Origin of the sequence: Limnoglobus roseus, assembly GCF_008254045.1 — a bacterium.
In the GTDB taxonomy this organism is placed as follows: Bacteria; Planctomycetota; Planctomycetia; order Gemmatales; family Gemmataceae; genus Limnoglobus; species Limnoglobus roseus.
Window position 1 is genome coordinate 4707209 of the sequence record NZ_CP042425.1, and the last position, 21400, is coordinate 4728608.

The 21400-nt window shown below is 63.6% G+C and carries 21 protein-coding genes; 9 read left to right on the forward strand and 12 right to left on the reverse strand.

What is annotated here, in order from left to right; all coding sequences use genetic code 11:
* The first annotated feature begins 2 nt into the window (after positions 1–2).
* From PX52LOC_RS19640 to PX52LOC_RS19650, 3 genes are read left to right on the forward strand one after another with little or no spacing between them, the layout of a single operon-like run.
* Complete coding sequence (locus PX52LOC_RS19640; RefSeq protein ID WP_149111691.1) at positions 3–266, forward strand: ribosomal protein L7/L12; 264 nt, start codon at positions 3–5, stop codon at positions 264–266.
* An 8-nt stretch (positions 267–274) separates the two neighbouring features.
* On the forward strand, positions 275–2332 hold the full coding sequence (gene nuoL / locus PX52LOC_RS19645; protein ID WP_149111692.1) for an NADH-quinone oxidoreductase subunit L: 2058 nt from the start codon (positions 275–277) through the stop codon (positions 2330–2332).
* A 23-nt stretch (positions 2333–2355) separates the two neighbouring features.
* The gene (locus PX52LOC_RS19650) at positions 2356–4245 is read left to right on the forward strand and encodes a complex I subunit 4 family protein (RefSeq protein WP_149111693.1); all 1890 of its coding nucleotides are present in this window, start codon (positions 2356–2358) and stop codon (positions 4243–4245) included.
* Positions 4246–4294: 49 nt separating this feature from the next.
* Here PX52LOC_RS19650 and PX52LOC_RS19655 read toward each other — a convergent pair whose 3' ends face one another.
* The 12 genes from PX52LOC_RS19655 to PX52LOC_RS19710 form a co-directional block, all read right to left on the reverse strand.
* Positions 4295–5338 carry a DUF1559 domain-containing protein gene (locus tag PX52LOC_RS19655; RefSeq protein WP_149111694.1) on the reverse strand — a complete coding sequence of 348 codons (1044 nt, stop codon included), beginning with the start codon at positions 5336–5338 and terminating at the stop codon, positions 4295–4297.
* Positions 5339–5597: 259 nt separating this feature from the next.
* Positions 5598–6005, reverse strand: a complete 408-nt coding sequence (atpC, locus tag PX52LOC_RS19660; RefSeq protein WP_149111695.1) for an ATP synthase F1 subunit epsilon — start codon at positions 6003–6005, stop codon at positions 5598–5600.
* Between the two features lie 106 nt (positions 6006–6111).
* Positions 6112–7575 carry a F0F1 ATP synthase subunit beta gene (gene atpD, locus PX52LOC_RS19665; RefSeq protein ID WP_149111696.1) on the reverse strand — a complete coding sequence of 488 codons (1464 nt, stop codon included), beginning with the start codon at positions 7573–7575 and terminating at the stop codon, positions 6112–6114.
* Positions 7576–7590: 15 nt separating this feature from the next.
* Positions 7591–7671, reverse strand: coding sequence for a hypothetical protein (locus tag PX52LOC_RS43965; protein ID WP_149115551.1), 81 nt, complete (start codon positions 7669–7671; stop codon positions 7591–7593).
* Positions 7668–8066 (reverse strand): DUF1569 domain-containing protein, encoded by a 399-nt coding sequence (locus tag PX52LOC_RS19675; RefSeq protein ID WP_149111697.1) that lies wholly within the window; start codon positions 8064–8066, stop codon positions 7668–7670. Before PX52LOC_RS19675 ends, PX52LOC_RS43965 begins: the two co-directional genes overlap by 4 nt.
* Before the next feature lie 49 nt (positions 8067–8115).
* The gene (gene atpG / locus PX52LOC_RS19680) at positions 8116–8991 is read right to left on the reverse strand and encodes an ATP synthase F1 subunit gamma (RefSeq protein ID WP_149111698.1); all 876 of its coding nucleotides are present in this window, start codon (positions 8989–8991) and stop codon (positions 8116–8118) included.
* 96 nt (positions 8992–9087) lie between these two features.
* The gene (gene atpA / locus PX52LOC_RS19685; RefSeq protein WP_149111699.1) at positions 9088–10809 is read right to left on the reverse strand and encodes a F0F1 ATP synthase subunit alpha; all 1722 of its coding nucleotides are present in this window, start codon (positions 10807–10809) and stop codon (positions 9088–9090) included.
* Entirely contained in the window at positions 10796–11392 is a 597-nt protein-coding gene (locus PX52LOC_RS19690) for a F0F1 ATP synthase subunit delta (protein ID WP_149111700.1), read from the reverse strand. Before PX52LOC_RS19690 ends, atpA begins: the two co-directional genes overlap by 14 nt.
* Before the next feature lie 46 nt (positions 11393–11438).
* Complete coding sequence (locus tag PX52LOC_RS19695; protein WP_149111701.1) at positions 11439–12101, reverse strand: F0F1 ATP synthase subunit B family protein; 663 nt, start codon at positions 12099–12101, stop codon at positions 11439–11441.
* Positions 12102–12143: 42 nt separating this feature from the next.
* On the reverse strand, positions 12144–12440 hold the full coding sequence (locus tag PX52LOC_RS19700; protein ID WP_149111702.1) for an ATP synthase F0 subunit C: 297 nt from the start codon (positions 12438–12440) through the stop codon (positions 12144–12146).
* 53 nt (positions 12441–12493) lie between these two features.
* Positions 12494–13384 (reverse strand): F0F1 ATP synthase subunit A, encoded by an 891-nt coding sequence (locus PX52LOC_RS19705; RefSeq protein ID WP_149111703.1) that lies wholly within the window; start codon positions 13382–13384, stop codon positions 12494–12496.
* Positions 13385–13776: 392 nt separating this feature from the next.
* Positions 13777–13989 (reverse strand): hypothetical protein, encoded by a 213-nt coding sequence (locus tag PX52LOC_RS19710; protein ID WP_149111704.1) that lies wholly within the window; start codon positions 13987–13989, stop codon positions 13777–13779.
* A gap of 579 nt (positions 13990–14568) precedes the next feature.
* Here PX52LOC_RS19710 and PX52LOC_RS19715 point away from each other — a divergent pair.
* The 6 genes from PX52LOC_RS19715 (at position 14569) to PX52LOC_RS19740 (ending at position 21330) form a co-directional block, all read left to right on the forward strand.
* On the forward strand, positions 14569–15762 hold the full coding sequence (locus PX52LOC_RS19715; RefSeq protein ID WP_149111705.1) for a DUF4912 domain-containing protein: 1194 nt from the start codon (positions 14569–14571) through the stop codon (positions 15760–15762).
* 75 nt (positions 15763–15837) lie between these two features.
* Positions 15838–16686: a M48 family metallopeptidase gene (locus PX52LOC_RS19720; protein ID WP_149111706.1), complete on the forward strand. Its 849-nt coding sequence runs from the start codon at positions 15838–15840 to the stop codon at positions 16684–16686.
* A gap of 9 nt (positions 16687–16695) precedes the next feature.
* Positions 16696–17763: an FAD:protein FMN transferase gene (locus PX52LOC_RS19725; protein WP_149111707.1), complete on the forward strand. Its 1068-nt coding sequence runs from the start codon at positions 16696–16698 to the stop codon at positions 17761–17763.
* Between the two features lie 11 nt (positions 17764–17774).
* Complete coding sequence (locus PX52LOC_RS40715) at positions 17775–19118, forward strand: DoxX family protein (RefSeq protein ID WP_168219101.1); 1344 nt, start codon at positions 17775–17777, stop codon at positions 19116–19118.
* An 88-nt stretch (positions 19119–19206) separates the two neighbouring features.
* Entirely contained in the window at positions 19207–19830 is a 624-nt protein-coding gene (locus PX52LOC_RS19735) for a sulfite oxidase-like oxidoreductase (protein ID WP_246173416.1), read from the forward strand.
* Positions 19831–19878: 48 nt separating this feature from the next.
* A complete protein-coding gene (locus PX52LOC_RS19740; protein ID WP_149111708.1) occupies positions 19879–21330 on the forward strand; it encodes an NAD-dependent succinate-semialdehyde dehydrogenase in 1452 nt (483 codons plus the stop codon).
* Positions 21331–21400: the final 70 nt, after the last annotated feature.

The following is a 21400-nucleotide window of genomic DNA, read 5'->3' on the forward strand; positions in this document are numbered from 1 at the left end:
CGATGGAATTCTTCGCCATCCCGGCCATCACGATGGGCTTCATCGCGATCGGCATCGGTTTGCAAATCCTGCAGAAGCTGACGCGGATCGAACAGCATCTGGCCCGCGTCCTGCCGCCGGTCGAACTCTCTGCGGCCGCGAAATTGCTCGCCGCCGACCCGCGACAGAAGATCGCCGCCATTCAGACCGTCCGCCAGGAGACCGGCCTGAGCCTCGCGGAAGCCAAAGAGGCGGTCGAAACGTACATCCGCGGCCAGCAATCGTAGGTTCGACCATGCCCGAGTTCTTGCGCGAAGTGCCCGGCCGACTGTTCCTCGTGGCAACGCTGCTGCCGCTGTTCGCGTTCGCCGTGTTGCTGGCCGCGGGCACCGTTCGTCGCTTTCGCTCACCTTTGCCCGGTTACTTCGCATCATTTCTCCTCGCAGTCGCGGCCAGTTGCTCGGTGATCGGCCTGTCGTGGTTCTTACAAGACGCGGAGAGCCTCCGGGATCAGTCGAAGGCGATGGCCGCACGGTGGGGCGAGCGGGTTGAGTGGCTGCACCTCGGCGGCTGGAAGGCTGACGCCAGACCGGCCCGCAGCATCGACCTCGGCTACCGCATCGACCACCTGACCGCCCTGATGGTGACGATGGTCACAGTCGTCGGCACGCTGATCTTCTTGTTCTCGCTCGGGTACATGAAGGACGAACAAGCGGAGGTGGAAGACCACCACGCCCATGTCCGCCGGCGGGGTCGCTTCGGGCGATTCTACCTCTATCTGTCCCTGTTTGCGTTCTCGATGCTGAACATCCTGATCGCCGACAACCTCTTCCAAATCTTCGTCGGCTGGGAACTCGTCGGCGTGTCGTCGTTCTTCCTGATCGGCTTCTACACGGAACGCCGTTCGGCTAGCACAGCCGCGAACAAGGCCTTCATCGTCAACCGTGTCGGCGACGCCGGGCTTCTGGTCGCACTAGCCGTGGCATGGTTCCACGTCGGCAGCTTCAACCTCGATGAACTCTTCGCGAAGGCCGCCCACCTGCCCGCCGACGCGATCCTCTTGCTCGGCCTCGGAATCTTCTGCGGCTGTGCGGGGAAGTCGGCGCAGGTGCCGCTGCACACGTGGCTGCCGGACGCGATGGAAGGGCCGACGCCGGTGTCCGCCCTCATCCACGCCGCGACGATGGTGGCCGCCGGCGTGTACCTCGTGGGCCGGTGCTGGGTGCTGTTCACGCCGGACGTGCTGTTGGTCATCGCGTACCTCGGCGCGGCCACGATGATCCTGAGTGCGCTCGTCGCCGTGGTGCAGACGGACATCAAGCGCGTGCTGGCTTACTCGACCTGCTCGCAACTCGGCTTCATGATGCTCGCCCTCGGCCTCGGTGCGTGGACGGCCGCCCTCCTGCACTTGCTGACGCACGCCTTCTTCAAAGCTCTGCTGTTCCTCGGGGCGGGGAGCGTGATCCACGGCCTGCACCACGAACAAGACCTGTCGAAGATGGGCGGCCTACGTCGCAAGATGCCGGTGACGGCGTACACGATGTTCGTCGGCGTCCTGGCCATCGCCGGGATGCCGCTGCTGTCGGGCTGGTACAGCAAGGAATTGATCCTCTCGCACGTCATCGGCTCGGCCGCAGCCGACGGGGTCGCCCGACCGCTATTGACCTTCCTGCCGTTTCTCACCGCCGGCCTGACGAGTTACTACATGTTCCGCCTCTGGTTCCTGGCGTTCGCCGGCGAGCCTCGGGATCGGCACTTGTTCGAACACGCCCACGAATCGCCGGCCGTGATGACGCTGCCGTTGTTAGTCTTGGCCGCGTTCAGTGTCGGCGTGGCCTGGGGCTGGCCGGTCTGGAGCGTCGAATCGAGCCAACTCGCGAAGGTGCTGCACCACGCGCAGCCGCCTGTTCTAGACGTAAAGTACCACGCGATTCACGGGAAGGCCGAGGAACACCACCTGCTCACGACCGCGCTCGCCCTCGGCGTCGCGGCTTTCGGCTTCGCAGTGGCCATCGCCCGGCACCGGGCTGGCACGCTGCTGACGCCACCCCGGCCGGCCGTTCTTGCGCAGGTGCTGCGCAAGAAGTTTTACTTCGACGAACTGTACGCTGCGGCCTTCACCCAACCGACCGTGGAACTCGCGAAACTCTCGGCGGCGGCCGACAAGCGGCCCGACGTGCGGCCGTTCAACCTGCGGTCGCTCGACGGCGTGCTGAACGCAATTGCCGACAGCCTGGTCGCACTCGGCACGGTCGTGCGGCGACTGCAAACCGGCCAACTGCGGACGTACATTCTGGCGTTGGGGTTGACGCTCGCGGCCGGGTTGGGGATTCTGTTACGGCTCTCGCGCTAACTCGACCTCAGGATGACCGACGGATGGACCCGAACGCCCGCGAAGTGGACATGATCTGGCTGACGGCCCAAGTCTTTCTGCCGCTGGCCGTCGCGGTGCTGCTACTGATCGTGCCGGGCCGCTTCCGCGAACTGCTCCGCTGGCTGGCCCTCTTCGGCTGTGCCGCGACGTTGGCCCTGTCGCTGTGCCTGTGGGTCGATTACTACCACCGCGTGTTGGAGTACCGATCCGACCGCTCCGTCTCGTCGATGTACCACCCCGACAGCCGCCTCGACGCCCGCGTCGAGCACCAGCAGTCGCTCACGGCCAAGCCGGTGCCCGGCCCGTTCCTCAGCATCGACCTCGTGACCATCCGCCCGTGGATCAGTCAGTTCGACGTGAACTACGCCCTCGGCGTCGACGGGCTGAACCTGCTCATGGTGATTCTGACGAGCCTCGTCACCATGCTGGCCGTGGCCGCGAGTTGGAAAATCGACGACCGCGTGAAGGGCTACCTCGTCCTCATCCTCACGCTCGAATCGGGCGTGATCGGGGCGTTCCTCAGCCTCGACCTGTTCCTCTTCTACGTCTTCTACGAAGTCATGTTGCTGCCGATGTACTTCCTCATCGGCATGTGGGGCGGCGGCCGGCGGAAGTACGCGGCCCTCAAGTTCGTCATCTACACCCTCGCCGGTAGCGTGTGCCTGCTCGCCGCGATGATCGCCCTGTACACGGTGAACGTGCGGGACTTCGTCGATCAGAACGTCGTTCTACGGCAGGACGAGGAGATGGCCCGCCGGGATCCGTCGCTCTTGATTCTGGAAGCGAAGGGGCGCATCGAGGTGCACAGCTTCGACATCGTGACGCTCTCGAAGGTCGGCCGGGCGGCGATGCTCGTGCTAACGAACCAGGAACACCGCCTCGCCGTTCGGGGCGTGGGAAAGGACGAGCCGCACCAACCGGCGGCGAACGGCTCGGTCGAACTCTTCGCCCCCGGCGTGGACCGCGAGGCAGCGCTGGCCCGGCTGAAGGCGTCGCCCGTGTGCAACCGGACGTTCCAGTACGTGATCTTCGCGCTGCTGTTCGTCGGCTTCGCCGTGAAAGTGCCGATCGTGCCGCTGCACTCGTGGCTGCCGGACGCGCACGTCGAAGCCCCGACGCCGGTGAGCATGATCCTCGCCGGCGTGCTGCTCAAACTCGGCGGCTACGGCCTCATCCGCATCGCGTTCCCGCTCTGCCCGTGGGCGGCGGCGGAACTGGCGTGGTGGATCGGCCTCATCGGTGCGGTCGGCATCGTCTACGGCGCGCTCGTGGCGATGGGGCAGACCGACTTCAAGAAACTGCTCGCGTACTCGTCGGTCAGTCACATGGGCTATGTCGTCCTCGGCCTCGCGTCGTGGTCGTCGGCGGATAACTCACAGTACTGGGAAATGGGCGTGAACGGTGCCGTCTACCAGATGCTCGCCCACGGCATCACCGCGACGGCCCTGTTCTTCGTCGTCGGCGTGGTCTACGACCGTGCCCACCACCGCGAACTGAACCAACTCGGCGGCCTGACGGAACCGATGCCGGTCTACACCGGCCTGAGCGCGATCCTGTTCTTCGCATCGATGGGCCTACCCGGCCTTTGCGGGTTCGTCGGCGAGTTCAAGGTGATGATGGCCGCGTGGGCGTTCTCGCCGCCGCTAGCGGTGACCGCGATTCTGGCCACGATCTTGACCGCCTCGTACCTGCTCTGGGCGTGGCAGCGGGCGTTCCTGGGCGTGAACGAGAAGACGAAAGGTTACCCCGACGTGTCGGCCCGCGAGTTCGTCATCCTGTTACCGCTCGTCCTGTTCGCGATTGCCCTGGGCTTGTTCCCGAGCGTGCTGATCCTCAGTTGGGTCGAACCGAGTGTGGCCGGATGGGTCGAGAACCTTGCCCCGTTGAAATGAAAAAGCCCGCGGGTTGACCCGCGGGCTTCGTTCGCTCTTGTCGGCTGGTTCACTCTGACCAGACCATGCCGTCGTCGCGGCTGTTCATCAAAAACCAGTTGGCCTGGGTGACCGTGTCGCGGACGAACCGCACACTGCCGTCGGCCAGGGCCACTTGCACCCCGCCGGTGTGTCGGCTGCGGGACTGCGCTTGAGAAAAGCCGCACGCGACGCACGCGCCCATGCCTTTCGGTCCGGCGTCGACCGCGCCTGCTGGCAGGTCGTCGGCGAGCGAGTCCTTGTTGTTCGGCGTCGTGCAGTCCCAACTGGCTTGTGCGGCGATTACGCTGCCGCCGGGCATGCCCAAAGCCCACGTGCCGCGGACGTCGGCGGCCGCGAGTTCCGACCCGATGCGGAGTTCGGCCAGCATGACCGTGTTCGACGACCCGTCCGGGATGGTGTGAATCTTGGTGCCGAAGTTAATGCACATGACGCCGCCGCCCTTCGTCCCCACCGGCAGGCCGGACTGGTTGCCGGGTGCGCCGCTTTCCAGGGTCGGAGAGCCGCCGTTCATGGTGCTCGTCCACCCGTTGGTGCTGTTCTGGTGCAGGCCGAAGGCGTTGCAGGCGTAGTTGCCGCGGGCCGCGTTGTCGAAGCCGGTGACGCCCGGCCACGGGGTCTCGGACCCGGCGTCCGACGGGCAGAGGAGCGTCGCGATTCTCGTGCCGCGGACCGACCGCCACCCGCTGTCCCCGTTTACCATGTAATTCGAGATGCTCCCCGCGACCGTGTTGTACAGCGGACCTTGTTCTATGTGCGGCAGCATGAGCACGATCCAGTTTGGCCCGAAGTTTAGGGTCGCGTCGGCGTAGTTCGTGACCGCCCCGGTGCCCGACGTTTTCATCTGGATGGCCGGCGGCAATTGGCCGACCACGTCGTGGTAAGCGTGGCACGCGATGGCCAGCTGCTTGAGATTGTTCGCACACTTGGTCCGTGCGGCGGCCTCGCGGACCTTCTGTACGGCCGGCAACAGCAGACCGATCAGAATGGCGATGATCGCAATGACAACCAACAACTCGATGAGGGTAAACCCTCGACGCGAAGAGCGAAGCATGAAACACCTCGGAAAAGGATAAATGACCCGAGTTCGACGCGAGATCGAACCTGCGAACAAATGACCCGACCGTGATGAGAAACGGGATGATCAGTCATCGGCCGATCGGAGTAGCAATCATGAGAATTTGAATGAATCTCACACGAACTGTCAAGCAAGAAGAGGGCGAATTGTTTCCGACGGGACGAATCGTGGGCGGAAAATGCCGACGCCCACGGGTTATTCCCGCGGGCGTCGGCGAATCGTATGGCCGGCCGTCTTACTTCTTCGCCACCCGCCGCATGGCGGCCGCGCGGGTGATCATCTTCGCCTTCGTCGCCTTCTCCACGTCGTTCGTCGCGACGATGGCATCGGCCTTGGTCTGCTCCGCGACGATCACGGCTTCCGTCAGGTCGTCCTTCTTGCGAGCGAACTGGGTCAGCACGTTCACCACGTTCTTGGCTACCTGTGCGAAACCGCCGTCGATGAAGTAGTGCCGCGTCTCGGTGCCGTGCTTGATGCGGAGTTCACCCGGCCCGAGTTGGCCGACGAACGGCGAGTGGTTCGCCATCACGCCGAACTCGCCGTCGAACAGCGGCAGGACCACCATGTCGGCGGACTCGTCCAACACCGCCCGCTCGGGGGTGACAACGACCACCCGCAGCGTCTTGTTCGTCGCTTCAGCCATTCGCCTACCCTGTGAAGGGGTGAAGGGGTGAAGGGGTGAAGGGGTGAGAAGAAGCGGCGACCGATTTGTCACCCCTTCACCTTGTCACCCCCTTCACCCCTTCAAGTCACTTGCCGCCGGCCTTCTTCAGTTGTTCTTCCGCCTGGGCGGCCGCTTCTTCGATCGTGCCGACGTACATGAAGGCCGACTCTGGCAGGTGGTCCCACTTGCCGTCCGCGATTTCCTTGAAGCTGCGGATCGACTCCTTCAGCGGCGTCACGTTACCCGGCTTGCCGGTGAACGCTTCGGCCACGATGAACGGCTGCGACAGGAATCGCTCGATCCGCCGGGCACGGGCCACGACTTGCTTGTCTTCTTCCGACAGTTCATCGACGCCGAGGATGGCGATGATGTCTTGCAGTTCGCGGTAACGCTGGAGAATCCGCTTCACTCGGTCGGCGACCTGGAAGTGCTCTTCGCCGACGATGGCCGGGTCGAGAAGGCGGCTGTTCGAGTTCAGTGGGTCGATGGCCGGGTAGATGCCCTTTTCCGAGATCGACCGCTCCAGGTAGATGAAGGCGTCGAGGTGCTGGAACGTGTTGGCCGGGGCCGGGTCGGTCGGGTCGTCGGCCGGGACGTACACGGCTTGCACGGAGGTGATGGCCCCCTTCGCCGTCGAGGTGATGCGTTCTTGCAACTCGCCCATCTCGGTGGCGAGCGTCGGCTGGTAACCCACGGCGCTCGGCATCCGGCCGAGGAGGGCCGACACTTCCGAGCCGGCCTGGCTGAACCGGAAGATGTTGTCCACGAACATCAGCGTTTCCGCACCCGTCGCGTCACGGAACCATTCGGCCATCGTCAGGGCCGAGAGGGCCACGCGAAGGCGAGCGCCCGGCGGTTCGTTCATTTGGCCGAACACCATCGCCGTGCTCTCAAGCACCTGCTTGGCGTCGGCCCCGACGCCGGTCATCGTTTCCTGCATTTCGAGCCAGAGGTCGTTCCCTTCGCGGGTCCGCTCTCCGACGCCGGCGAACACCGAGTAACCCTTGTACACTTTCGCGATCCGCGAGATCAGTTCTTGCAGAATGACCGTCTTGCCGAGACCCGCCCCGCCGAACAGACCGGCCTTACCACCCCGTGCGAGCGGAGTCAGGAGGTCGATAACCTTGATACCGGTTTCGAGCACTTCCGACTTCGGCGACAGTTCGTTGAACTTCGGCGGCTCGCGGTGGATCGGTCGCGTTTCCTCGTGCTTCACGGTGCCGCGGCCGTCGATCGGTTGGCCGAGCAGGTTGAACACGCGGCCGAGGGTGCCGTAGCCGACCGGCACCGACACCGGGGCACCGCTATCGACGGCCGACATGCCGCGGACGAGGCCGTCGGTGCTGCCGAGGGCCACGCAGCGGACGCGGCTGCCGCCGAGGTGCTGCTGCACTTCGCCGGTCAGCGAGATCGGCACGCCGCCCTTGGCCGAGTCTTCGATCTTGAGCGCGTTGTAAATTTCCGGCAGGTGGCCGTCTTCGAATTCGACGTCGAACGTCGAGCCGATGATCTGCACGATTTTGCCGGTCTTCGTGGCGGTGGCAACCATGTCGTTACGTCCTCGTTAACCTTGTTTCGGCACCAGAAAACTTAAGTGGTGGGCCGCGTGAACCCGTTGAAGGTTCAACGCCGTCTCTTTGGTCATCGGCCCGAAAAACGCGACGGCAGGATCGACCCACTATGGGCGTCAAACCGTTCGGCCGCCTGTTTCAGTTTCGCCACCGCCCCCGCGTCGTCACCGTCCGAGGGTTTCACCGAGTTCGGATCGGTCGGCCCGTTCGGCGGGAAGCCCTTCGCGAGAATCTTCTTCAACTGCCCCGGCCCGAAGGTATTCCTTGCGAGCCAAAGGAACGCCCGAATCGGCAGCGGCTGCTTGCCGAACCCATCCAGCGAGCAGGTCAGCCAGTACGCCAAGTGATGACAACACTGACTGAGGTCCCAGTTGCCCGCCTTGTCGTAGCCCTTCGCTAGCAGGCTCTCGGCATCACGAACTACGTCGGCAAGCGATTGAAACCGAAGTTGGCAGCGGGTAGCTGGCATCGCGAGAATCCCCACTCTTCCACGGACGTTCGGCCGCGGGAGTCGCCCGTTATTTGAGGGCTTCGGACCCGGCGATGAGTTCGCTGATTTCCTTCGTGATGTTCGCCTGCCGGGTCCGGTTGTATTCGCGGGAAATCTCTTTGATCAGGTCACCGGCGTTCTCGGTCGCGGCCTTCATCGCCACGCGGCGGGCGATCTGCTCGCTCACTGCCGCGTCGAGGAAGCACTTGAACAGCCGCACTTTGAACGCCACGGGTACGAGGCTGTTCAGAATCTCGCCGGCGTCCGGCAGGAATTCGTAGTCTTCCTTCGGCCCCGTAGCGGTGGTTGTCGTCGTCGGCACGCTGGACAGCGGTAGCAGCGACTCGACCACCGGCATTTGCCGCGAGGCGGTGATGAACTTCTGGTAGCAGACGTACACCGCATCGACTTTGCCGCCGATGTACAGGTCGATGTATTTCTGGGCGACTTCGTCCACCTGCTCGAACGAGGGCTTGTCCTCGAACTGCTGGTATTGGGCCGTCATCGGTACGCCCTGGAACTTGAAGAACGTCGCCCCGCGACGCCCCGACACTTCCAGGTCGAACGGGATGTTGTCCGCCCGCAGTTGGCGAATCTTGATCTGCGCTTCCCGCAGGATGCCGCCGTTGTACCCGCCGCACAGGCCGCGGTTCGAGGTGCAGACGAGCAGCAGCGCCTTGTTGATCTTCGGCCGCACTTCCAACAACGGGTGGCTGACTTCGCCCGCACTCTGGCTGAGGTCGGCCGCGAGTTCGGCGATCTTCTTCGTGTACGCCTCGGCCTCGGTCGCCCGGTCCAGCGCCTTCTTGAAGCGGGCCGTGGCGATGAGTTCCATGGTCTTCGTGATCTTGCGGATGTTCCGCACCGCCTTGCGGCGTTTCACGAGTAGTCGGAGGTTGGCCATAGGGGACCAGTTTCAAGTTTCAGAGTTTCAGGTGTCGGAAGTCTATTTTCAGGCGTTCCAACAGGAAACTTGGAACGCCTGAAACTTGAAACTGCGTTACGCCTTGAACTGCGGCTGGAAGGTCGCAATGGCGTTGTCGAGTCGCTTCACGACTTCGTCGGTCATCTTCTTGTCCTTCGCCAGTTGCTCGCGGGCTTCCGGCATCTGTTCCTTCACAAAGGTGAGGAACTGCGTCTCCCACGCCTTCACTTTCTTGCGATCGACCTTGTCAAGCGCGCCGCTGTTGCCGGCGTAGATGATCATGACTTGGTCGAGGACCGCCAGCGGTTTGTAGGCGTCTTGCTTCAGAATCTCGACCATGCGGTAGCCGCGGTCGAGTTGCTGTTGCGTGACTTTGTCGAGTTCCGTACCGAGTTGGGCGAACGCTTCCAGCTCGCGGAACGCGGCGAGGGCGAGCTTCAAACCGCCGGCCACCCGCTTGTCCTTCATCGCACCAATCTGGGCGTTCCCACCGACGCGGCTCACCGAGATGCCCACGTCCACGGCCGGCAGCACGCCAGCGTTCTTCAGGTCGGGTTGCAGGTAAATCTGGCCGTCGGTGATGGAGATCACGTTCGTCGGGATGTACGCCGACACTTCCCCTTCGAGCGTCTCGATGATCGGCAGTGCGGTCAGCGAACCGCCGCTGGTCGGGATCTTCGCGAGCTTGTGACCGGGGAACTTCGCGAGGTCGTGCTTCTCGGCGTGTTCCTTGTCGAGCGGTCCCTTATAGACCTTGCCCTTTTCACCGGTGTTCCGCTTCCGCGTCGGCTCTTCGAGCGAGTTCACGGCCCAGTCGTCGGCTACCTTGCTCGCGTCGGCGTCGTTGGGGACGACCACGTACCGCTCGGCCAACTTCGCGGACCGTTCGAGCAGACGGCTGTGACAGTAGAACACGTCGCCGGGATAGGCTTCGCGACCCGGGGGGCGGCGGACCAAGAGCGACAGTTGGCGGTACGCGGCGGCTTGCTTCGACAGGTCGTCGTACACGACGAGCGTGTCCTTGCCTTCCTCGTACATGAAGAACTCGGCCATCGCGCACCCGGCGTAGGGGGCGATGTACTGGAGCGGGGCGGCGTCGGAGGACGATGCCACGACCACGATCGTGTAATCGAGTGCGCCGGACTCGCGGAGGCGTTCGACCACGCCGGCGATCTTCGATTCCATCTGCCCGCACGCAACGTAGACGCAGATGACGTTCTCTTCCTTCTGCGCCAGAATCGCGTCGATGGCGATCTGCGTCTTGCCGGTCTTGCGGTCGCCGATGATGAGTTCCCGCTGGCCGCGGCCGACGGGCGTCATCGCGTCGACGGCCTTCAAGCCAGTTTGCAGCGGTTGCTTCACCGGCTGACGGTCCACGATCCCCGGGGCGGGCGATTCGAGCAACCGCCGCTTGTCCGTAATGATCGGGCCTTTGCCGTCGACCGGGTTGCCGAGGGGGTCGACCACGCGGCCGATCAGCGCCCGGCCGACCGGCACGCTGAGCAGTTGCCCCGTCGTACGGACTTCCATCCCCTCGCGAACCTTGAGGTAGTCGCCGAGGATGATGACCGACACCGAGTTTTCTTCGAGGTTGAAGGCGAGGCCCTTCACGTCGGCGTCGGGGAAGTCGATCATCTCGCCGGTCATAACACCGGAGAGACCGTAGCAGCGGGCGATGCCGTCGCCGACTTCGAGCACCTGGCCGACCTCGCGGGATTCGGACTTTTGGCCGAACTCGCCGATCTGGCGGGAGATGACGCTGATGATTTCGCCGGCGTTGATCTTATTGGAGGACATAACTGGTGCCTCGCTCCATCAGTTGTGCGCGGAGGGTTTGGATGCGGGTGCGAACGGAGGTGTCGATCACCCGGTCGCCGATCTGTACGATGAGGCCGCCGATCAATTCCGGTTCGACCACGGGAACGATCACCGGCGACTTGTTCAAACTCTTTTCGAGCGTCGCCTTCAGTTGGTTGACCTGCTCGTCGCTCAGGGGCACGGCCGATTTCACCGTAACGCGGAGGCGGCCGGCGTGCTGGTCTCGCAAGTCACGGTAAACCGCGGCGAGCGACCGAACGAGTCCGAGGCGATTGTTCTGGTTCAAGACGCCGAGCAGGTTGCGGATCGGCTCGGCGCACCCGGCGAACGCCTCGCGGAGCAGCGGCTCTTTCTGCCGCTTGCTGATTGTCGGGTTGTTCAGGAAGGCTTCGACTTCCGGCTTCGTGGCGAAGACGTTCCGGATCACGTCGTCGAGTTGGTCGCCGATCTCGTCACGCTGGTTCGTCTTCGCGGCCACGGCGAGAAGGGCCTCGGCGTAAACACGGGCCAGACGGCTCCGGCTCACGCCTTCGTCGAGAACGCTATCGTGTACATTGGCCATAAGAACGAGTCTCGAAGGGCCGCGGTCTTTCGACCGCGGCTCGGGTTCAGTTCTTCGACGGGGTAGCGCTATTCAACTCGGCCAGAGCCTCATCGACGAGCGACTTGTGGTCGTCCGCGGTCAGGTTCTTCTTCACGGCCTTCGTCGAGAGGAGCGTCGCGAGGTCCACCGCCTTCAGGTAAATTTCCTGGAGTGCCGTGTCCTTCGCCGTTTCGATCTCCCGCTTGGCACGGTCGCGTTCGGCTGCCGCTTCACGAAGACCAGTTTCGCGTTCCTTGGCCCGCAGGGCGTCGGCATCGCGGCGGGCTTCCTCAAGCATCGCCCGGACCTTGTCGTTCGCGGTCGCGAACTCGGCCTGGAGCTTCGCCGATGCTTCTTCCGCCTCGCGGCGGGCCTTGTCGGCCGCGTCCTTGACGGCGGAGAGCATCTCTTCACGCTTCTTCAAGCCCTTGACGATGTTCGGCCACGCGAAGACGTAGAGGACCACGAACAGCGCCACGAAGACGACGATCGTGTAGATCGACAAGTCCCAACGGGCAGGCAGGTCGATGAACGCCGTCGGGTTCTTCTCGTGGTCCCCGATGCCGCCGGCGACGGCCTCCGCCTTCTTCTCGGCCGGCGACGGGTGGCCCGCGTCGGCGAACGCGCTGGGCGTGAACGTCGCGAGCAACAAGCCCGTCACGATCACCGCGGTCAAACGATGGAACATGGTGTCACCTCCGGGAAAAAACCGAACTGGTCGAGCCAGTGGTTAGTTGCCCACGAAGATGGTGACGAGGCAGAGGATGAGGCTGAGAATCCCGGCCCCTTCGACCAGACCGCCGACGATCAGCATGGCAGTTTGGATCGTGCCCGCTTGTTCCGGCTGGCGGGCGATGCCGCTCATGGCGGCGTTGCCGATGAGGCCCAGGCCCAGACCGATGCCGAGGACGCTCAGGCCCATGCCGATGGCAGCGGCCGAACCGGCGCCCGCGGCGGCCGAGGCCAGGCCAGCGGTGCCGAGAACCAACAGGAGGGCGGAGAACAGAGGGAGGATGCGACGCTGCATGTTAAGACTCGTCCTTTGGAGGAAAACAGTCAGTAAAGGTTCCGTGGTTTCGCTTAGTGGGCCGGGTGCTTCGCCAGCCCAATGAAGATCGAAGTCAGGAGTGTAAACACGAACGCTTGCAAGCCCGCGACGAACAGTTCCAGGGCGCTCAACGCGATCGACAGCAGCACGCTCACCGGGGCGATCACGTAGTAGAGCCAGCCCGGTGCCTCGTGCAGATAGCCGCCCATCGGGTCGGAAATCGGCCGCGAGACGTACTGGATGAAGAACAGGATCATGAACAGGGCCGTGTGCCCCGCCAACATATTGGCGAAGAGACGAATGGCCAACACCGCGAGGCGAATGAACGCCGTAGCGTATTCGAGGACGGCCATCCCGATCGTAATCGTGAAGCCCATCGCCTTGATCGCCGGGCCACCTTCCAGGTGGATGTGCGGCACGAACGACTTGATGTACTTCGCGAAGCCCATCTCCTTGATGCCGGCCGTGTGGATCACGATGAAGCTGCACAGGGCGAGGGCAAACGTCACCGCGATGCTCGCCGTGGCCGACCCGAGGAACGGGATCATGCCGAGGAGGTTCACCAAGAAGATGAACAGGAACATCGTGGTCAGGAACGGCGTGTACCTGTCCGCCTCTTCGCCCAACCCCGGCTTCGCGATCTTTTCCTTCACGAAGTAGAGCAGCGATTCCAGCATGTTCCACATCTTGCCGCGGGGGTTGTCACCCGAGGCCATCTTCTTGCCGAGCCAAATCATAGCAATGGCCACGAGAAACGCGGCGAGGGCCAAGAAGACGTGGAACCGAGTTATCTGATAGCCCGCGATCTTCGGCAGGTATACATGGAGACCGAGGGACTCGAACAGTTCGATGTGGGGGTTGTCGATGACGTGGTGGAACGGGTCGATGTCGAGTTTTTGACCCGCGGCGGAATGTGCGGCCATGAGGTTTTACCCCTTTCCGCCCACGGTCCCCCGTCCGACCCAGCCCGGCTTCGCGAGAACGAAGACCTCGGCGGCCAACGTGGAGAGGTAGGCCACGATAATCCAAACCCAGAGAGCCACGCCGTCGGCGGGCTCCCGATCTTGTCCGAAGAAAAACGCACAGCCCCCGCCAAGGGCGACTGTCATCCGCAAGAGCGACACCGCGCCCCAACCCACCGCAACTCTTCGGGGGTGGCGGGCCATGAGCCGGCGAACCCACCAAACGCTGAACAGTCCGACGGGCCAGACTAATAGGACCGCGATACAACCGTTCGCAATCTGATCCGGACCGAACCAACTTGCCGCGAGTATCAACAGGCTCGGCAGCGTCACCCAGCCGTAGTCTCGGCCGATCACGCCTTGGCTTCCGGCTTCACCAACTTCAGCAGGTGAATCATAGCCACTACGAGTCCGAGCGGACTCAGAATCAACGTCGCCCAAGGAATGCTCTGGAGGGTGCCGAGAGTGTAGTCGATCAGAACCCCCACCAACGCGAACCCGACCACTTCCGAACCGAGAGCAGTCGCCGACGCGAGTCGCAGTTTGTTCGCGGGCGCATTCGTCATTCACCACCTCGCCAATCGCGTTGTGGTTGTTACCCTCATTATCCAAGTGAAGAAAAATTCGTCAACCAGACTTTGTGAAAAAATTCACAAAGTATTTTCTGCCCTGGAAACCCGCCAATTGAGCGGGCGACTGTGATTGGCTATTTGAAAGTGCTACAACCGGGCAATTAAGAGTAACTGCGAAGATTGTTGTATTTCGGCTCTTTAGGGGTCCAGGAAATCGACAAAGATGAAGAAGTATCCCCAAATCGCGTTGACACACCCATCCGAATTTTTTTACACTATCCCTTAGTTGAGGAACGGAAACTCCTTACGAGCCATTGGCCAGCTACCCCCACCGATTCGCTGGCGTATCATCGGACGATTGCGTCAGTATCTCCTGAAACGACTTCGGGTCAATGGTTTGTGATTCGGCGCTTCGACTTTTAGCCAACACTTTCCGGGACGGAACCCGGTTGCGGTCCACCGCGGATATCGCCTTGGTGCCCAAAAGACACCCTCGTAGCACTTTCGCGGGAATAATGTCCTGACGAAGTTGCGTGAGATATTTTCCCAACATCCGACGACCCCGAGCAACCTGTGAAAGCGATCCCAGCACCTTCCGCTGCCAAGACGACCAAGAAGCCCAAGCCGCCGGCGGGCCGGTCGACGAAACCATCGCGGTTGACGGCGGCCAAGCCGAAGATCGCAGCAAATCCGGTGAAGGCCGGACCTGCGAGGATCGCCACGCCGGGCAAAAAATCTCCGAAGCCGATTGCGAAGGCGCCGGTGCCGGCTGCTACCGCCAAAAAAGCAGCGCCGTCCGCCGCCCCGAAGTTGGTTAAGCCGGTCGCGGAGAAGGCTGCCCTTAACGGCAATCATAAGGCGACAAAGTCGGCCGAGAAGTCGAGTCACACCCGGCCGGTGCCGCCGCCGTTGAAGGTGATCGAAACCACGATCCCGCCGGACAAGGATCTGTCGTTGAAGTCCAAGAACCCCGCGAAGGATCGCATCTTCCTGATGGTGCCCGATCCCCATTGGCTGCACGCCCACTGGGAACTGACGCTCCAATCGGTTCAGCGGGCGGAAGCGTCGCTCGGCCAAGATTGGCACGGGGCGAAACCGATCATCCGCCTCTTCGACGTGACCTCGCAAGACACCACCAGCACCAGTGAGGCCGCCGTTCGGGACATCGTCATCCACGGCGGCTGTAGCCACTGGTACATCGACGTGCCGCAACCGCCGCGGACCTACCGGGCCGATATCGGCTACCTGTCCCGCCGAGGGGACTTCAAGGTTCTCGCGCGGTCGAACGTGGTCACGCCACCGAAGGCCGGGGCGAGCGAAGTCCTCGACGAGAACTGGACGGCCGACGTGGACGAGATGACCGCCGAGCGGTTGCTCGCCATGTCCACCGGGTTCGAAACGACGGAAGGCCCTTCACAACTCCGCGAACTCTTCGACGATCAGTTGAAGCGCGGCAAGGACGGGGTCTTCGGTACCGGGGCCGTGCTGCCCGAGAAACTCAAGAAGTTCGACTTCACCATCGACGCCGAGTTGATCGTGACCGGTCGGACCGACGCCTCGGCTCACGTCACCCTGCAAAACGAGCCGGTGAAGTTGCGGCCCGACGGGTCGTTCATGATGCGGTACGCCCTGACCGACGGCCGTCAGATTCTGCCGGCCGTCGCGGAATCGGCCGACGGCATGGAAGAACGCACCATCGTCCTCGCCATCGAGCGGAACACCAAGCACCTCGACCCGACGACCCACGACATGTACGGCGAGAGCTAACCCTGCCGCATCGCTCCACTCGCCGCCCACGAACCTGTTCGTGGGCTTTTTTCTGCCCCCACCGACGAGTGTGACATGGCGAAGACTCGTGCAATAGACCCCAGGGACTACGTCGAGCCGGGGACCGGGCTTCATCAGACCATCGGCTACATCCTGTTCTTTTTGACGACCGGCATCGGGGCGATCGTGTTCGCCGCATCGACGTTCGGCATCGGTCTCATTGTGATGGCGGTCGGGTTCATCTTTTACCTCCTCCGCCGGAGGGTTGCGCTGGCGCAACTTCGCGGCTCGGCCCTCCGCATCGGGCCGAAGCAGTTCCCCGAGATTTACGAGTACGTCGCGGACCTGTCCGAAGCCCTCGACATGGACCCGCCGGACGTCTACCTCGTCGAGAGCAACCAACAAAACGCCTTTGCTGTTCGGATCGGTGCGAAACAGAACGTCGTCTTGTTCGACGACATCGTGCACGGGTCGCGCCTGACGAAGAACCCGGACGTGTTGCGGTTCATCATTGCCCACGAACTCGCCCACCACGCCCTCGGGCACACGGGGCTGATCCGTTCGCAAATCAGCATGCTCTACCGGCCGCTGGCGCGGTTGGACGAACTCTCGTGCGACGCCGTGGGCGCCGCCCTCGTGGGCTTCGACGCCGGTCGGGACGCCCTGAGCCTGTTGCTCGTGGGGCCGCAGTTGTTCGCCGAAGTCAGCCGCCCGTCGCTCGAACGACAGGCGATTCAGGTCGAAGAAGATCGGCTCACGAAGAAGGCCGAGCGGCAACTCTTTTACCCCCTGATGCTTCGTCGGATCGCCCGAATGATCCCCGACGAGGACGATCGCGACTTCGATTCGAAGCCGAAAAAAGCGAGCAGTAGTCGGCCGGCCGATCGCGACGACGGCGACGACTACGAAGACGATCGACCCTAGAATTCCATCATGCAACGCCGTGACTTCCTTTCGGTCAGCCCGGCGAGTACGATCGCCCCGCTCCTGCCGCCGGACCCGGATCGGCCGGCCGACTACAACTTGCTCCGCGTCTCCCGCCGTGCGATGGCCACGACGTTCGAAGTCGCCATCCCCTACGGTCAACCGAACGCCCTCGAAGCCGCGACCGAAGCCCTCGATCTGATCGACGACCTGGAAGACCAGCTCACCGTCTACCGCGATCACAGCGAGGTCAGCCGCCTGAACGCGACCGCGGCCGACGGTGCCGTCGTCGTCGAACCGCAACTCTTCGACCTGCTCTCGCTCTCGGCTTCGTTGACCAACGACACGGCGGAAACCTTCGACATCGCCACCGGATCGCTCATCAAGGCGTGGGGCTTCTACCGGCGGGAAGGGCGGGTGCCGACGGCCGCGGAACGGCTCGACGCGATGGCCGCGACCGGCACGCGGCACCTCATCCTCGACGCCACCACGCACAGCGTCAAATTCCGGCGGCGCGGCCTGGAAATCAACCTCGGGGCCATCGGGAAGGGGTACGCTCTCGACCGGGCCGCGAAGCTGTTGAAGTCGCGGTGGGGGATCGACGCGGCCCTCCTGCACGGCGGCGGGAGCAGCGTCTGTGCGATCGGCTGTCCGCCGGACGACGGGCGCGGCTGGCCCGTTGCCGTTCGCCACCCGTGGGACGACGACCGCACGCTCGGCACCGTCCGCCTGCGGGACTGCGGTTTTGCGACTTCCGCGGCCACCTTCCAGCACTTCATCTACAATGGCCAGAAGCTCGGCCACCTGCTCGACCCGCGGACCGGCTGGCCGGCGACCGGCACGGCGAGCGCCAGCGTGATTGCCCCGTCCGCAGCCGAGGCCGACGCGATTTCGACGGCCTTCTTCGTGATGGGCCACGCGGCCGCCGAGGAGTTCGTCCGCACGCGACCCCACCTGGGCGGCATCGTGCTGCCGAACGGCGAGGACGGGCCGCGGGTGTTCGGCGAGGCGGTCCGCTGTTACAGCCCGCCGACCTTCCGCGAAACGTACCTGAACACGCTCACTTACCCTGACTGAACGGTTCCCCGATGACCCTCCCCATCCCGATTCAAGTCCTGTACGCCGGCCTCGTCGGCGTGTTGATCGCCCTCATCGTGGCCACGGCCCAGCAGAACTGGAAGCCGAAGGTCTTCTTCTTGCTCGCCCTGCGGCTGGCCATCGGCTGGCAGTTCCTGTTCGAAGGGCTGCACAAGATTCAGTCGCACTACATCGGCGCGACCGAGACGAACCGGCCGTTCTCCAGCGAGCCGTACTTCAAGGAAGCCCCCGGCCCGCTCGCCCCGATGATGCGCGCGATGAACGGCGACGCCTCGAAAATCATTCCGGCCAAGCTGACGCCGAAGAAGGAGATCTCGGCCGCCGACTTCGCGAAGCTGACGACGGAGGAACAAGCCGCCCTCTGCCCGGACGACGTGGCGAAGGAACTCGACGGCCTTTTGGGCACGGCCGAGAAGACGATCCACGACAACGCCGAGAAGGCGCTGGCCGACCTGCCGAAACTGCAGGAAGCCAAGCTGAAGAAGATTGCCGAGACGGAGAAGAAGGAAACCGAAGCGGCGAAGGACGCCGCCGCGAAGGAGAACGCCAAGAAGAAGGCCGATGGCGACCGCAAGATCGCGGAGAACGACGCGGCCGAGACCAAGGCGGAGGAAGAAAAGCGGCTCTCGTCCGGCAAGGAGATCGCCAGCCAGTCCATTCTCGCCGCGAAGGCCGCCTTCGCCCGCTGGACCTACGGCGAGGACCGCCGCGAGGTGAAGATGGCCCGCATCAGTGGCGACCCGGTGCTGATGACCGGCCCCCAGCGGTTGCACTACCTCGGGCTGCTGAAGCACGAGAAGCAAGAGGCGGAAGCCCGGCAAAGTGAAGGCCTCGGCGGCGGCTACGGCCTCGACATCAAGAAGGCCCAAACGTCGCGGGCCGACTACTGGAACGAGGAGGCGGCCCTCGTGAAAGACATCGACAGTTTCGTGACCGAGTTGAAGACGAAGATCAACGATGGCAAGGCCCCCGAAGCCTCGACCGAGAAGACGCCGCTCCAGCGGAACGACTGGCTGACCCGGTGGTTCCTCGCGGCCGTTGGCGCGTTCATCTTGTTCGGCTTCTTGACGCGGATCAGTTGCGTGGCCGCCGCTGGCTTCCTGCTGCTGACGTACCTGACGCACCCACCGTTCCCGTGGTTCACGCTGCCGCCGGGCACGGAAGGCAACCCGTTGTTCATCAACAAGAACGCCGTCGAGTTCTTCGCACTGTTGGCCCTCGCCTGTATGCCGACCGGCCGCTGGCTCGGTTTGGACGCGCTCATCGGCTACATTTTCTGTGGGAAGTCGAAGGCAGTAGTGGTGAAGCGGGAAGTGGTGCCAGTGAAGGCGTGATTTTGGAACCCAGAGCGGAAGCGACGGGGTGGTGAGACTGTCTCCACACCCCGTCGCTTCCGCTCTGGGTTCCACGAGTGGAGCCGTGATGATGCAGGATGAAGTCATCATTTCCCCCGACACCCGCCGCGAGGAACGCATCCCGCCGCGGCAGGTGCGCACTGTTAAGTGGCCGATCCTGCACGCGGGCGAAGTGCCGTCGTTCAACCCGAAGACCTGGGACTTCACGATCTTCCCCGACCCGCTCGTCTCGCCGGTCACGCGGTTCACGTGGGACGAGTTCACGCGGCTGCCGCGGACGCGGGTCTTTGCCGACATGCACTGCGTCACGCGGTGGAGCAAACTCGACAACTTCTGGGAAGGCGTCGCCACCCGCGAACTGCTCAACCATGTCACGGTGTCGCCGGAAGCCAAGTTCGTGATGGTTCACTGCGAGTACGGCTTCTCGACGAACCTGCCGGTCGCCGACTTCTTCGGCGACGACTGCCTCTTTGCCCTCAAGCACGACGCCCAGGACTTGACGCCCGATCACGGCTACCCGGTGCGGTTGGTGGTGCCGAAGCTGTACGCCTGGAAGAGCGCGAAGTGGGTCCGTGGCATCGAGTTCATGACCGACGACCGTCCCGGCTTCTGGGAGAGCTGGGAAAACGGTGGCTACCACATGCGCGGCGACCCGTGGGTGGAACAACGATTCCGCGAGGAATCGCAGTAGGTCGATCGGCATAAGATACCCCTATTGCACCATTTCCGAGGACGCATCATGGCCATCGCGGTTCAGAACCGGCAATTGTTCATCAACGGCAAGTGGGCCGACGGCGCGGCCGGTAAGAAGCTCGCCGTTGAGAACCCGGCCACCGAAGACACCCTCGCCGAAGTCGCCGTCGGCACCAAGGACGACATCCACAAAGCCATCGACGCCGCTGCGACGGCCATGCCGGCGTGGATGAAACTGACCGCCTACGACCGGGCAAAGATTCTCAAGAAGACGGCTGACCTGCTCCGCGAACGGGCCGACGGCCTCGCCCGGACGATGACGATGGAGCAGGGGAAGCCGGTCGTCGAAGCCAAGGGCGAGGTGATGGCGACGGCGGACACCTTCGAGTGGTTCGCCGAAGAAGGCAAGCGGGCTTACGGGCAGATCATCCCGCCGAGCGTGCCGGGCAAGCGGCACCTCGTGCTGAAGCACCCCGTCGGCATCGTCGGGAGCATCGGGCCGTGGAACTTCCCGATGATGCTGCAAGCCCGCAAGATCGCCCCGGCCCTCGCGGTCGGCTGCACCGTCGTGGCGAAGCCGGCCAGCCAGACGCCGCTGTCGCTCATCGGCCTGTTCGAGTGCCTGCAAGACGCCGGGCTGCCGGCCGGCTGTGCGAACCTCTTTATGGGGTCGGCGAGCGAATTCTCGGACGCCCTGATGGCCGACGAACGGATGCGGAAGATCAGCTTCACCGGCTCGACGGCCGTGGGCAAACAACTCATGCGGCAGGCGGCCGATCAGGTCAAGCGGCTCAGCCTCGAACTCGGTGGGCACGCGCCGTTTATCGTCTTCCCGGACGCCGACCCGGAAGTCGTGGCGAAGGCGGCCGTCCTCGGCAAGTTCCGCAACAACGGGCAGGTGTGCATCAGCCCGAGCCGGTTCTTCGTCCACAAGGACATCGAGAAGAAGTTCACGGAGGTGGCCGTCGAAGAGGCCAAGAAGCTCAAGCTCGGCAACGGCCTCGACGCGGACACCGTCGTCGGTCCGATGTTCGAGAAGAAGGCGATGGACGCCACGCTCGACCTGATCGGCGACGCGGCCGGGAAGGGGGCCAACGTCCTCACCGGCGGCAAGCGGTCCGACAAGTTCGGCAAGGGCTACTTCTTCGAGCCGACGGTTCTCAAGGGGCTGAACTCGAACTGCAAGATTCTCACCGACGAGCCGTTCGCCCCGGTCATGCCGATCCTCGACTTCAGCAAGATCGACGACGTGATCGCGGCCGCCAACAACACCAAGTACGGCCTCGCCGCCTACGTCTTCACCAACGACCTCAGCATCGCCATGAAGATGGCCGAGGGGATCGAGGCGGGCATCATCGGCGTCAACGACCCCGTGCCGGCCGCCCCGCAGTGCCCGTTCGGCGGCATGAAAGAGTCCGGGTTGGGCCGCGAGTGCGCCCACGAAGGGCTGGAAGCGTACCTGGAGACGAAGTACGTCTCGATGAAGTTGCGGGACTGATTGTGCGGAACGCGCCAATAGCCCAGGCCACAAAATCGTAACATCCGCGGGCAAACGGTGAAAATGCCTT

Coding starts and splice junctions, on each gene's coding strand:
- atpG (WP_149111698.1), bottom strand. CDS start 8,991: ATGGCCAACCTCCGACTACTCGTGAAACGCCGCAAGGCGGTGCGGAAC.
- PX52LOC_RS19695 (WP_149111701.1), bottom strand. CDS start 12,101: ATGTTCCATCGTTTGACCGCGGTGATCGTGACGGGCTTGTTGCTCGCG.
- nuoL (WP_149111692.1), top strand. CDS start 275: ATGCCCGAGTTCTTGCGCGAAGTGCCCGGCCGACTGTTCCTCGTGGCA.
- PX52LOC_RS19725 (WP_149111707.1), top strand. CDS start 16,696: ATGCAACGCCGTGACTTCCTTTCGGTCAGCCCGGCGAGTACGATCGCC.
- PX52LOC_RS19705 (WP_149111703.1), bottom strand. CDS start 13,384: ATGGCCGCACATTCCGCCGCGGGTCAAAAACTCGACATCGACCCGTTC.
- PX52LOC_RS19690 (WP_149111700.1), bottom strand. CDS start 11,392: ATGGCCAATGTACACGATAGCGTTCTCGACGAAGGCGTGAGCCGGAGC.
- PX52LOC_RS19650 (WP_149111693.1), top strand. CDS start 2,356: ATGGACCCGAACGCCCGCGAAGTGGACATGATCTGGCTGACGGCCCAA.
- PX52LOC_RS19735 (WP_246173416.1), top strand. CDS start 19,207: ATGATGCAGGATGAAGTCATCATTTCCCCCGACACCCGCCGCGAGGAA.
- atpC (WP_149111695.1), bottom strand. CDS start 6,005: ATGGCTGAAGCGACGAACAAGACGCTGCGGGTGGTCGTTGTCACCCCC.
- PX52LOC_RS43965 (WP_149115551.1), bottom strand. CDS start 7,671: ATGACCAAAGAGACGGCGTTGAACCTTCAACGGGTTCACGCGGCCCAC.
- PX52LOC_RS19740 (WP_149111708.1), top strand. CDS start 19,879: ATGGCCATCGCGGTTCAGAACCGGCAATTGTTCATCAACGGCAAGTGG.
- PX52LOC_RS19700 (WP_149111702.1), bottom strand. CDS start 12,440: ATGCAGCGTCGCATCCTCCCTCTGTTCTCCGCCCTCCTGTTGGTTCTC.
- atpD (WP_149111696.1), bottom strand. CDS start 7,575: ATGGTTGCCACCGCCACGAAGACCGGCAAAATCGTGCAGATCATCGGC.
- atpA (WP_149111699.1), bottom strand. CDS start 10,809: ATGTCCTCCAATAAGATCAACGCCGGCGAAATCATCAGCGTCATCTCC.
- PX52LOC_RS40715 (WP_168219101.1), top strand. CDS start 17,775: ATGACCCTCCCCATCCCGATTCAAGTCCTGTACGCCGGCCTCGTCGGC.
- PX52LOC_RS19675 (WP_149111697.1), bottom strand. CDS start 8,066: ATGCCAGCTACCCGCTGCCAACTTCGGTTTCAATCGCTTGCCGACGTA.
- PX52LOC_RS19720 (WP_149111706.1), top strand. CDS start 15,838: ATGGCGAAGACTCGTGCAATAGACCCCAGGGACTACGTCGAGCCGGGG.
- PX52LOC_RS19655 (WP_149111694.1), bottom strand. CDS start 5,338: ATGCTTCGCTCTTCGCGTCGAGGGTTTACCCTCATCGAGTTGTTGGTT.
- PX52LOC_RS19640 (WP_149111691.1), top strand. CDS start 3: ATGGAATTCTTCGCCATCCCGGCCATCACGATGGGCTTCATCGCGATC.
- PX52LOC_RS19710 (WP_149111704.1), bottom strand. CDS start 13,989: ATGACGAATGCGCCCGCGAACAAACTGCGACTCGCGTCGGCGACTGCT.